This window comes from Bacillus sp. 17RED48, assembly GCF_019837545.1.
Classification (GTDB): domain Bacteria; phylum Bacillota; class Bacilli; order Bacillales; family Bacillaceae_G; genus Bacillus_A; species Bacillus_A wiedmannii.
The window spans coordinates 527,499-539,585 of record NZ_JADAXG010000002.1 but is presented as its reverse complement, the minus strand read 5'-3'; the positions used below and the strand labels follow the sequence as shown (position 1 = coordinate 539,585).

Annotated in this window: 13 protein-coding genes; all 13 read left to right on the top strand. The window is 38.4% G+C overall.

Annotation, left to right across the window (positions count from 1 at the left end; translation table 11 throughout):
• The 13 genes from ilvC to hisI all read left to right on the top strand — a co-directional run bounded on the left by ilvC (position 1) and on the right by hisI (position 12,077).
• Positions 1-1,017: a ketol-acid reductoisomerase gene (gene ilvC / locus ILT06_RS09435; RefSeq protein ID WP_141669146.1), complete on the top strand. Its 1,017-nt coding sequence runs from the start codon at positions 1-3 to the stop codon at positions 1,015-1,017.
• A gap of 1 nt (position 1,018) precedes the next feature.
• Entirely contained in the window at positions 1,019-2,539 is a 1,521-nt protein-coding gene (gene leuA, locus ILT06_RS09430) for a 2-isopropylmalate synthase (protein WP_064476674.1), read from the top strand.
• A gap of 77 nt (positions 2,540-2,616) precedes the next feature.
• A complete protein-coding gene (leuB, locus tag ILT06_RS09425) occupies positions 2,617-3,681 on the top strand; it encodes a 3-isopropylmalate dehydrogenase (protein ID WP_064476673.1) in 1,065 nt (354 codons plus the stop codon).
• Positions 3,681-5,075, top strand: a complete 1,395-nt coding sequence (leuC, locus tag ILT06_RS09420) for a 3-isopropylmalate dehydratase large subunit (protein WP_064476672.1) — start codon at positions 3,681-3,683, stop codon at positions 5,073-5,075. The genes leuB and leuC overlap by 1 nt, the downstream gene beginning before the upstream one ends.
• Positions 5,053-5,634: a 3-isopropylmalate dehydratase small subunit gene (gene leuD, locus ILT06_RS09415; RefSeq protein ID WP_064476671.1), complete on the top strand. Its 582-nt coding sequence runs from the start codon at positions 5,053-5,055 to the stop codon at positions 5,632-5,634. The genes leuC and leuD overlap by 23 nt, the downstream gene beginning before the upstream one ends.
• Positions 5,635-5,942: 308 nt before the next feature.
• Entirely contained in the window at positions 5,943-7,205 is a 1,263-nt protein-coding gene (gene hisZ, locus ILT06_RS09410; RefSeq protein WP_064476670.1) for an ATP phosphoribosyltransferase regulatory subunit, read from the top strand.
• A complete protein-coding gene (hisG, locus tag ILT06_RS09405) occupies positions 7,181-7,816 on the top strand; it encodes an ATP phosphoribosyltransferase (RefSeq protein WP_001244476.1) in 636 nt (211 codons plus the stop codon). The genes hisZ and hisG overlap by 25 nt, the downstream gene beginning before the upstream one ends.
• 11 nt (positions 7,817-7,827) lie before the next feature.
• Positions 7,828-9,117 carry a histidinol dehydrogenase gene (gene hisD, locus ILT06_RS09400; RefSeq protein WP_088048380.1) on the top strand — a complete coding sequence of 430 codons (1,290 nt, stop codon included), beginning with the start codon at positions 7,828-7,830 and terminating at the stop codon, positions 9,115-9,117.
• A complete protein-coding gene (gene hisB / locus ILT06_RS09395; RefSeq protein ID WP_001206365.1) occupies positions 9,117-9,701 on the top strand; it encodes an imidazoleglycerol-phosphate dehydratase HisB in 585 nt (194 codons plus the stop codon). The genes hisD and hisB overlap by 1 nt, the downstream gene beginning before the upstream one ends.
• Positions 9,702-10,331: an imidazole glycerol phosphate synthase subunit HisH gene (gene hisH / locus ILT06_RS09390; protein WP_000560364.1), complete on the top strand. Its 630-nt coding sequence runs from the start codon at positions 9,702-9,704 to the stop codon at positions 10,329-10,331.
• The gene (gene hisA, locus ILT06_RS09385) at positions 10,304-11,023 is read left to right on the top strand and encodes a 1-(5-phosphoribosyl)-5-[(5-phosphoribosylamino)methylideneamino]imidazole-4-carboxamide isomerase (RefSeq protein ID WP_088048381.1); all 720 of its coding nucleotides are present in this window, start codon (positions 10,304-10,306) and stop codon (positions 11,021-11,023) included. Before hisH ends, hisA begins: the two co-directional genes overlap by 28 nt.
• Positions 11,017-11,775, top strand: a complete 759-nt coding sequence (gene hisF / locus ILT06_RS09380; RefSeq protein ID WP_064476667.1) for an imidazoleglycerol phosphate synthase cyclase subunit — start codon at positions 11,017-11,019, stop codon at positions 11,773-11,775. Before hisA ends, hisF begins: the two co-directional genes overlap by 7 nt.
• Positions 11,772-12,077, top strand: a complete 306-nt coding sequence (gene hisI, locus ILT06_RS09375; RefSeq protein WP_016088718.1) for a phosphoribosyl-AMP cyclohydrolase — start codon at positions 11,772-11,774, stop codon at positions 12,075-12,077. Before hisF ends, hisI begins: the two co-directional genes overlap by 4 nt.
• Positions 12,078-12,087: the final 10 nt, after the last annotated feature.

Here is a 12,087-nt window from a genome sequence, read left to right as displayed (position 1 = left end):
ATGAAAATGACAAAAGTTTATTATGAGAAAGATGTAACGGTAAATGTATTAAAAGAAAAGAGAGTAGCAATCATTGGATATGGCTCGCAAGGTCATGCACATGCACAAAACTTACGTGATAACGGATTTGATGTAGTAGTAGGTTTAAGAAAAGGGAACTCTTGGGATAAAGCGAAAGAAGATGGATTTTCTGTATATACAGTAGCAGAAGCAGCGGAAAAAGCTGATGTAGTAATGATTCTACTACCGGATGAACTGCAGCCAGAAGTATATGAAGCGGAAATTGCGCCAAATTTAAAGGCAGGAAATTCTCTCGTTTTTGCTCACGGATTTAATGTGCACTTTGATCAAGTGAAACCACCAACTAATGTAGATGTATTTCTAGTAGCACCAAAAGGTCCAGGGCATCTTGTGCGCCGTACATTTGCTGAAGGCGGAGCTGTTCCTGCATTATTTGCAATATACCAAGATGCAACAGGAGTTGCGACTGAAAAGGCACTTTCTTATGCTGATGGAATTGGAGCGACGAGAGCCGGTGTATTAGAAACGACGTTTAAAGAAGAAACAGAAACAGATTTATTTGGAGAGCAAGCTGTGCTTTGCGGCGGAGTAACTGCACTAGTAAAAGCTGGATTTGAAACGTTAGTTGATGCCGGTTATCAACCGGAACTTGCATATTTTGAATGTTTACATGAACTAAAACTAATCGTTGACCTTATGTATGAAGGCGGACTTGAAAATATGAGATATTCAGTTTCAGATACAGCGCAGTGGGGCGACTTCGTATCAGGCCCACGCGTTGTTACGGAAGATACGAAGAAAGCGATGGGTGCAGTGCTAGCAGAAATTCAAGATGGTACATTTGCAAGAGGCTGGATTGCAGAGCATAAAGCAGGAAAACCAAATTTCCATGCGACAAATGAGAAAGAGAATGAACACGAAATCGAAGTAGTTGGACGTAAATTACGTGAAATGATGCCGTTTGTACAGCCGCGAGTAAAGGCAGGGGTTAAATAATATGAAGCAGATTTTGTTCATGGATACGACGCTACGTGATGGCGAACAATCACCAGGAGTGAATTTAAATGAACAAGAGAAATTGCAAATTGCAAGGCAATTAGAGAGACTAGGTATTAATGTCATGGAAGCTGGTTTTGCAGCAGCTTCCGAAGGGGATTTTCAATCGGTAAAACGCATCGCAAATACCATTCAAAATGCTACAGTTATGAGTTTAGCTAGAGCGAAAGAAAGTGATATTCGAAGAGCATATGAAGCCGTGAAAGGTGCTGTATCTCCTCGTCTACACGTATTTTTAGCTACAAGTGATATTCATATGAAATATAAACTTTGTATGTCAAAAGAAGATGTATTAGATAGTATTCACCGCTCGGTGACACTCGGGAAATCATTATTTCCGACAGTACAATTTTCAGCAGAAGATGCGACAAGAACAGCAAAAGCTTTTTTAGTTGAAGCAGTTGAAGTTGCAATTCGTGCAGGAGCGAATGTAATTAATATTCCAGATACAGTTGGATATACGAATCCAGAAGAATATTATTCTCTTTTTAAATACTTACAAGAATCCGTTCCTTCATATGAAAAAGCAATTTTCTCTTGTCATTGTCACGATGATCTTGGGATGGCAGTAGCGAATTCATTAGCTGCGGTTGAAGGCGGAGCGTTGCAAGTAGAAGGAACAATTAATGGAATTGGAGAAAGAGCAGGGAATGCGGCGTTAGAAGAAGTCGCAGTTGCTCTTCATATTAGAAAAGATCTCTATAAAGCGGAGTCTTCTATGACGCTAAAAGAGATTAAAGCGACGAGTACATTAGTAAGCAGATTAACCGGTATGGTTGTACCGAAAAATAAAGCGATTGTTGGAGCGAATGCATTTGCTCATGAATCAGGAATTCATCAAGATGGTGTATTAAAAGAAGTGACAACGTATGAGATTATTGAACCAGAGCTAGTAGGCGAATCTCAAAATCTATTCGTACTTGGAAAACATTCTGGACGTCACGCGTTTACAGAAAAAATGAAAGAGCTTGGTTATGAATTTACAAAGGAAGAACGAGATGCGGTGTTTGAAGCCTTTAAAAAATTAGCTGATCGTAAGAAGGAAATTACTGAGGAAGATTTACGTGCACTTATGCTTGGGGAATCAGCATTTGCGGCTCAGCAATATAACATTACGCAACTACAAGTACATTTTGTATCAAATAGTACACAATGCGCGACAGTTGTGCTAAAAGACGAAGAAGGAAATGTATACGAAGATGCAGCCACTGGTTCTGGTAGTATTGAGGCGATTTATAATGCAATCCAAAGAATTTTAGGATTAGAATGTGAATTGGCGGATTATCGCATACAATCTATTACACAAGGTCAAGATGCACTGGCTCATGTTCATGTTGAATTAAAAGAAGGAACGCATCAAGTATCAGGTTTTGGTGTTGCACAAGACGTATTGGAAGCTTCGGCGAGAGCATATGTCCATGCAGCAGGGAAATTGAAATCTTTTATCCAGCTTGTGAAATAAGTGTTTGATAGGTGAGAGAAGCCTTCCTCACCTATCAAATTAAAGTTCTGAAAATTCAGTTAAAAGGAGTGTTGAAATTGGAAAAACGTATCGTTTGTTTAGCTGGTGATGGTGTTGGCCCAGAAGTTATGGAAAGTGCGAAGGAAGTATTGCATATGGTAGAGAGGTTATATGGGCATCATTTTCATTTGCAAGATGAGTATTTTGGCGGGAGTGCTATCGATGTAAATGGGCAACCATTACCGCAACGAACGCTTGCCGCTTGTTTAGCAAGTGATGCGGTTTTACTTGGAGCGGTTGGTGGACCAAGGTGGGATAGCGCGAAGGAAAGACCGGAGAAAGGATTATTAGCTCTAAGAAAAGGGCTTGGAGTATTTGCAAATGTTCGCCCTGTAACGGTAGAAAGCGCAACGGCACATTTATCGCCATTAAAAAACGCTGATGAAATTGATTTCGTTGTCGTTCGTGAATTAACAGGTGGAATTTATTTTTCTTATCCGAAAGAAAGAACGGACGAAGTAGCAACAGATACACTTACGTATCATCGACATGAAATTGAACGGATCGTTTCTTATGCCTTTCAATTAGCGAGTAAGCGGAAGAAAAAAGTAACATCTATTGATAAGGCGAATGTTTTAGAATCTAGTAAACTATGGAGAACTGTTACGGAAGAAGTAGCACTTCGTTATCCAGACGTTGAACTAGAACATATTTTAGTAGATGCAGCTGCGATGGAGTTAATTCGGAATCCAGGACGGTTTGATGTAATTGTAACGGAAAACTTATTTGGGGATATTTTGAGTGACGAAGCTTCAGTATTAGCGGGATCATTAGGAATGCTTCCATCAGCAAGTCATGCAGAAAAGGGACCTTCATTATACGAGCCTATTCACGGATCAGCGCCGGATATTGCCGGAAAAAATAAGGCGAATCCAATTGCAATGATGCGCTCTGTTGCAATGATGCTTGGGCAATCATTTGAATTAACGAGAGAAGGGAATGCAATTGAATCTGCGATATCTGCAGTTCTTAAATTAGGAAAATGTACAGTAGATATCGGAGGAGATGAGACGACAACTTCATTTACGAAGGCAGTTATACAAGAGATGGAAGAGCAAGCGTTAGTAGGGAGAGGGAGATAATGGGAAAAAGGCTGCTAGATAAACTTTGGGAAAGACACGTAGTTACGACAAACGAAAATGGATTAGATTTATTATATATCGATCTTCATCTTGTTCATGAAGTAACGTCACCGCAAGCCTTTGAAGGCTTGCGGCTTACAAATCGAACGGTTCGCAGATCTGATTTAACATTCGCAACGATGGATCATAATATTCCAACGAAAGATGTTTGGAATATTACCGATCGCATTGCGAAACAGCAACTAGATACACTCCGGGAAAATTGTAAACAATTTCAGGTGCCGTTAGCGGATATCGGGGATGAAGAGCAAGGGATTGTTCATGTTATCGGACCAGAACTTGGACTTACACAACCAGGAAAAACAATTGTTTGTGGTGATAGTCATACAGCAACGCATGGTGCGTTTGGCGCGCTAGCATTTGGCATTGGTACGAGTGAAGTGGAGCATGTATTGGCAACGCAAACGTTATGGCAACGAAAGCCGAAAGCGATGGGTATTGAGTTAAAAGGAAAATTACAGAAAGGTGTTTACGCAAAAGATATTATTTTGCATTTCCTTTCAAAGTACGGTGTAGCAGTTGGAACTGGATATGTAATGGAATTTTACGGAGAGACGATTGAGGCTATGGAGATGGAAGAGAGAATGACGCTTTGTAATATGGCAATTGAAGGAGGAGCAAAGGCTGGTATTATAGCACCAGATGAAAAAACATTTGCTTATGTAAAAGGACGTAAATATGCACCGAATGACTTTGAAACATTCGAGAAGAAATGGTCTGAACTTTATACAGATTCAGATGCAATTTATGATTTACATATTACGATAGATGTGACGGATTTAGCACCGTACGTTACGTGGGGAACCAACCCGAGTATGGGTGTTCGTATTGATGAAAAATTGCCAGAAAAGCAGGATGCAAATGACGAAAGAGCATTTTCTTATATGGGATTAAGCCCTGGACAAAGCACGTATGACATTCCTGTTCAGCATGTTTTCATTGGATCTTGTACAAATTCCAGGCTTTCTGATTTAGAAATTGCTGCATCTGTTGTGAAAGGGAGAAAGGTAAAAGAAGGTGTGCGAGCGCTCGTTGTACCTGGATCGAAAAGAGTAAGGGAAGCTGCGATGCAAAAAGGGCTACATCACATATTTGAAGAAGCTGGATTTGAATGGAGAGAACCTGGATGCTCAATGTGTCTTGGAATGAATCCAGATCAAGTACCTGAAGGAGAACATTGTGCTTCGACTTCAAATCGTAATTTTGAAGGAAGACAAGGAAAAGGGGCACGAACACATTTAGTTAGCCCAGCAATGGCGGCAGCAGCTGCGTTATACGGTCATTTTGTTGATACTAGAAAGGAGAGTTATGATGGAGCCATTTCGTATTCATAAAGGTACTGCTGCAGTACTGATGAATGATAACATTGATACAGATCAAATTATTCCGAAGCAATACTTAAAGAGAATTGAAAGGACGGGATTTGGAAAATATTTATTCGATGAATGGCGTTATGATAATAACCGCCATGAAAACCCTAATTTTCCGCTTAATGCACAAAATAGAAAAGGAGCAAGTATATTAATTACAGGTGATAATTTTGGTTGCGGTTCTTCAAGAGAACATGCTCCGTGGGCGCTTGCTGATTATGGTTTTCGCGTTATTATCGCCGGCGGGTTTGCAGATATTTTTTATATGAATTGTATGAAAAATGGTATGTTACCAATTGTAATGGATAAAGAAATGCGAGAACAACTTGCCAAAACGGATGCGAGAGAACAAATAGAAGTAGATTTAGAGAATGAGGTAATTACAACGAGTACGCACAGATTTCATTTTACGATCGAGAAAATGTGGAAAGAGAAATTATTAAATGGTCTAGACGAAATTAGTATTACGATGCAATATGAACAAGAAATTGTAGAGTATGAAAGGAAAGTAACTTTATATTAAGAAATAACGGAATGTTCAAAATGTATTTACATTCAGAATTAAGTATTATATACTATGTAAAAATCAGAGGAGAAAGGGAGTAAGTATTATGAATATCATGCAATCTATTAAAATGCTTACACAACTACATCATCATACATAAAGCCCTTGAACCTAGCGTGAAAACGTGTAGGCACAAGGGTTATTCCCGTTGTACCTACACTCTACTAAAGAGCCTTGTAGGTATTTTGTCTACAAGGCTCTTTTTATTTTCGGTTTAGGTGAATGAAATGGGCATACATTAGAAAGGGAAAGGTGTGAGAATTTAGATGACAAAATGGAAACGGGCAAACCCAAATGGAACGAGAGACTATTTATTCGAAGAATGTACGTTAATTGAAGAAGTGGAGCAAAAATTAAGACGTACTTTTTTAGGGCGAGGTTATGAGGAAATAAGGACACCTACAATTGAATTTTATGATGTTTTTGCTTTTCAAAATAGACCGATAGATGAAGAAAAGATGTATAAATTTTTTGATGAAAAAGGACGGATTATCGTGTTACGTCCAGATATGACAATTCCTTTAGCGAGAGTGATGGGAACGCAGAGGTGGGATACGCCGCTTAAACTGACGTATGGCGGGAATGTATTTCGGGCGAATGAGTCCCTTACTGGAAAATATAATGAAATTGTACAAAGTGGTATTGAAATTATAGGGATTGATAACGTAAGAGCTGAAATTGAATGCGTCATAAGCGTCATTCAATCACTTCAAAAGGTGAAGGTGCAATCTTTTACAATAGAGATTGGGCAAGTGCAGTTATATAAATGTATTGTAAAAAAACTCTCCATTCATGAGGAAGAAGAGAGAGTACTTAGGACATACATTGAAAGTAAAAATTATGCGGCTCTATCAAATTTTATTAGAGAAAAGAAATTAGATCAATGTGATGAAACAGTAAGATTACTTGAGAAATTACCAAGGCTATTTGGGAATTTAGAAGTGATTGAGGAAGCAGAAAAACTCGCCTCAAGTAATGAAATGAAAATGGCGATTGCAAGAGTGAAAGAAATATATGAAGCAATTGAAAAACTAGGCTATGGATCTTACATATCAATTGATTTAGGTATGATCCAACATTTAGATTACTATACGGGAGTTATTTTCAAAGGGTATATATATGAAATTGGAGAAGAAATTGTTAGTGGCGGAAGATATGATGAGTTAATTGGAAATTTTGGAGAGATGCTGCCGGCTGTTGGACTCGCGGTGCAAGTCAATCAAATTGTGAAGGCGCTGCAAGAGCAACAAGAACCATATGAACGAAAAGGAATAGATATTATTATTCATTATGAGTTAAATAGATTAGCAGAAGCGGAAAGATTACGAAATTTGCTTCAAAAGAACGGAAAAAAAGTAGAGCTATCCTTATTCTCTAATGTAAACGACACCTTTCAATTTGCAAGAAAAAATCAAATAGTAACGGTCGTTGAGGCAAAGAACGAATCATTAGTGGAATATGTATGGAAAGAGAAATGGGTAGTCCAGAAAGAAGGAGAAACTTCATGCGTAACATTCAAATTGCGTTAACGAAAGGAAGATTAGAAAAACATGTGATTCCGCTCTTTGAGCAGATTGGGATTGATTGTTCGGAGCTCAAAAATAAAGGACGAAAGCTTGTCTTTCAAAGTAAAAATACAGATATCTCATTTATTTTAGTGAAAGCAGTAGATGTTGCTACTTATGTAGAACATGGAGTAGCTGATATTGGGGTCGTTGGAAAAGATATTTTAATGGAAAATGAGAAAGATATTTACGAAATGTTGGATTTAGGAGTGGGCGTGTGTAAGTTTTGTGTTGCTTCTATTCCTACGTATAATCCGAAGAGCTACCGAAAGAAACGCATTGCGACGAAATATCCACATATTACTTCTAACTATTTTCATGATAAAGGGGAGGATGTAGAAATTATCAAAATAGAAGGTTCTGTAGAAATTGCTCCTATTCTTGGATTGGCAGATGCAATTGTTGATATTGTGGAAACAGGAAAAACATTACAAGAAAATGGGCTCATTGTATTTGAGGAAATGTGTTCTATATCTGCTCGAATGATTGTAAATAAGGCTGCATTAAAAACTAAAAAAGACGAAATATTCAGTATTGTAAATATGATGGAGCAAGAAATTTTGTCAGGAAAATAGGGGGACTTGTAATGGAGATAGTTTGTGAAGATTTTCAAAAGGCGTTATCGAAAATAAAATTGCTACGAGAAAACGCTAATATAATAGAAGAAACTGTTCAAAGAAGTGTAAGTGAAATCGTTCGAAATGTAAGGAAGAGTACGGATGAGGCTCTATCTTTTTATACAAAAAAGTTTGATGGTGTGGAGACTAAAGCGTTTCGTGTAAGTGAAGAAGAAATAAAACAAGCGGGTATGTTTGTAGAACATTCATTTTTAGAAGCGTTACAAGAGGCGAAGAAAAACATTATTTCGTATCACGAAAAGCAAAAAAGGCAATCTATATTCGATTGCGCGAGTAAAGGTATCATTAGAGGACAAATCATTCGGCCTTTAGAAAATGTAGGGGTATATGTACCGGGCGGAACGGCTTCGTACCCTTCATCAGTATTAATGAATGTATTGCCAGCAAAACTCGCAGGTGTGAAAAAAATTGTAATGGTAACACCACCAAGGCAAGGGGGAATTGATCCACATATTTTAGTTGCTGCAAGCCTTGCAGGAGTAGATGAAATTTATACGATAGGTGGTGCGCAAGCAATTGCTGCTTTAGCATATGGGACGGAATCGATTCCAAAAGTGGATAAAATAGTTGGACCAGGAAATTTGTACGTCGCTCTGGCGAAACGAGAAGTATACGGAATAGTAAATATCGATATGATTGCTGGACCGTCAGAAATTGTAGTTATTGCTGATGAAACCGGTAATGCAAAATATATCGCTGCTGATTTATTATCACAAGCAGAACATGACGAGAGAGCAACAGCAATTTGTATTACAACGAATATAGAGTTAGCAAAAGAAGTAGAAAGAGAGATAGAAAGACAGTTAGAAACATTACCAAGAAGCGAAATTGCACGTGAATCGATAAATAGAAATGGAGCTATCTTTATCGTTCCTTCTTTAGATGAGGCGCTACAATTATCGAATGAAATCGCTCCAGAACATTTAGAGTTACATATAAAAGAACCGATGAATGCTCTAGCTTATGTGAAACATGCAGGATCTATCTTTCTTGGTTCATATGCACCGGAACCGCTCGGTGATTATTTAGCAGGACCGAATCACGTGTTACCGACAAGTGGAACGGCAAGGTTTTTCTCACCGTTATCAGTCGATGATTTCGTGAAAAAATCAAGCTTTCTGTCTTATACGGAGGAAGCGTTAAGAGATGTACAACATCATATTGTAGAACTTGCCAATAAAGAAGGGTTACATGCGCATGCGAGAGCAATTCAAATAAGATTTGAGGAGGAAGAATAATGCGTGAGTGCAGTCAAATACGTGAGACGACAGAAACAAAAATAAAATTAAGTTTACAGCTTGATGAAGGCAAGAACGTTTCTGTACAAACGGGAGTTGGATTTTTTGATCATATGCTAACTTTATTTGCAAGGCATGGAAGATTCGGTTTACAAGTGGAGGCGGAAGGCGATGTATTCGTTGATGCGCATCATACAGTTGAAGATGTTGGAATTGTACTCGGAAATTGTTTGAAAGAAGCATTGCAAAATAAAGAGGGGATTAACCGTTATGGCTCCGCATATGTACCGATGGATGAATCTTTAGGTTTTGTCGCAATTGATATTAGCGGGCGCTCATATATTGTGTTTCAAGGAGAATTAACGAATCCGAAGCTAGGGGATTTTGATACAGAACTAACAGAAGAATTTTTTAGAGCAGTTGCTCATGCTGCCAATATTACATTACACGCTCGCATTTTATACGGAAGCAATACACATCACAAAGTTGAAGCGTTATTTAAAGCGTTTGGTAGAGCGCTTAGAGAAGCAGTCGAAAGAAATGCCAGCATTACTGGTGTAAATTCCACGAAAGGGATGTTGTAATTGATTGCTATTATAGATTATGGAATGGGAAATATTCGCAGTGTGGAACAAGCATTACAATATATTGGAGCAGAGTACATCGTAACGGGTGATAAAGAAAAGATTTTTAGAAGTGATGGAGTAATCTTACCAGGAGTAGGTGCATTTCCGAAAGCGATGGATGTATTGGAAGAAAAAAATTTAGTGCGTGTATTAAAAGAAGTCGGGAGTTCAGGAAAACCGCTTCTGGGCATTTGCCTAGGGATGCAGCTTTTATTTGAAAAAAGTGAGGAACTACAAGACTGTAACGGATTAAGTTTATTGCCAGGTGTTATTCGAAAGTTAAAGGTTCCTTATAAAATTCCACATATGGGATGGAATGAGTTAAAGAAAGAGGGAGAAATAGCACTTTGGAATGGAGTAGAGGACGGTTCTTTCGTATATTATGTTCACTCTTATTATGCAGATTGTCCAAATGAAATTGTGTATGGGATAAGTGAATATGGAGTGAAAGTACCTGGTTTTGTAGCAAAAGGAAATATATACGGCGCACAGTTTCATCCTGAAAAAAGCGGTGACATTGGAATGCAAATGTTGAAAAATTTCAAAGGGGTGGTAGAGGCATGGAAATCTTCCCAGCTATCGATTTAAAAGAGGGGCGATGCGTTAGACTTTATCAAGGAGAGTTTAGTAAAGAAACAGTAATGAATGAAGATCCGGTTGCGCAAGCGATTATATTCGAAAAATTGGGAGCGAAAAAGTTGCACATTGTTGATTTAGATGGTGCAATTGCTGGCGAGTCAGTAAATTTGCTCGTTATTGAAAGAATTTGCAAGGCAATACGTATTCCTGTGCAAGTTGGAGGCGGAATTCGATCACTTGTAGCGGTAGAGAAGTTATTGTCAGTAGGTGTAGATAAAGTGATTTTAGGAACAGCTGCTCTTTATGATAAGGAATTTTTAGAAGAAGCAGTTCTTCTATATAAAGAGAAAATCATTGTTGGAATTGATGCGAAAAATGGTTTCGTAGCAACGAGAGGCTGGCTTGATGTGTCTGAAATTTCTTACATTTATTTAGCGAAGCAAATGGAGAATGTAGGTGTTCAAACGATTGTGTTTACAGACATTTCGAAAGACGGGACACTTGCAGGGCCGAATTTAGAGCAATTGGAGTTACTACAAAAAAGCGTGAGCATTCGTCTTATTGCTTCTGGAGGAGTGGCATCTATTCAAGATGTGAAAAAATTAAATGATATGAATATATACGGCGTCATAATTGGTAAGGCTCTTTATGAGAAAACGATTGATTTAGAAGAAGTGCTAGAGGTAACAAAGTTATGTTAGCGAAACGCATTATTCCATGTCTAGATGTGAAAGAGGGCCGAGTCGTAAAGGGTGTAAATTTTATAGGGTTACAAGACGTCGGTGATCCTGTTGAAATAGCCGCTTTATATAATGAGGCGGGAGCAGATGAAATTGTATTTTTAGATATTACGGCAACGCATGAAGGACGAAAAACAATTATAGATGTTGTAGAAAAAACAGCTTCGAAAGTATTTATTCCTCTTACAGTTGGCGGGGGGATTTCAAGTGTTAAAGATATGTACAATTTACTAAGAGCTGGAGCGGATAAAGTTTCAATCAACTCAGCGGCAGTGGGAAATCCAAAGCTAATCGAAGAAGGGGCAGAACACTTTGGCTCACAATGTATTGTCGTAGCAATTGATGCTAGAAAAGTAGCAGAAGAAAAGTGGAATGTTTATGTGAACGGCGGAAGAGTTGATACGGGTATGGATGCAATCGGATGGGCAAAACGCGTTGCCGAGCTAGGGGCAGGCGAAATTTTGTTAACGAGTATGGATGCAGATGGAACGAAAAACGGGTATGATCTTCGTTTAACAGAAGAAATTTCAAAAAGCGTTTCCGTACCAGTCATCGCGTCAGGCGGATGTGGTCATGTTGATCACATTATAGAAGTTTTTCAAAAGACAACAGTTGATGCAGCACTTGCGGCATCCATCTTTCATTATGGTGAGGCGACAGTGCAGGACGTAAAGAGAAAATTAAGAAATGCAAATGTTGAGGTGCGGTTATGAAACCTAACTTTTCAAAAGGATTATTACCAGCAGTTGTAATTGAAGAAGGGACAAAAGAAGTTTTAATGCTAGCTTATATGAATGAAGAAGCATATGAAAAAACGCTAGAAACGAAAAGAACATGGTTTTATTCTCGTTCAAGACAATCGTTATGGAACAAAGGAGAAACATCAGGAAATGTCCAATATGTGCAATCTCTTTATTTAGATTGTGATCAAGATTCAATTGTTGTTGTCGTAAAGCAAGTGGGACCTGCTTGTCATACAGGAGAGAAAACATGTTTTCACTACAAAATTATATAGGGGGATACAT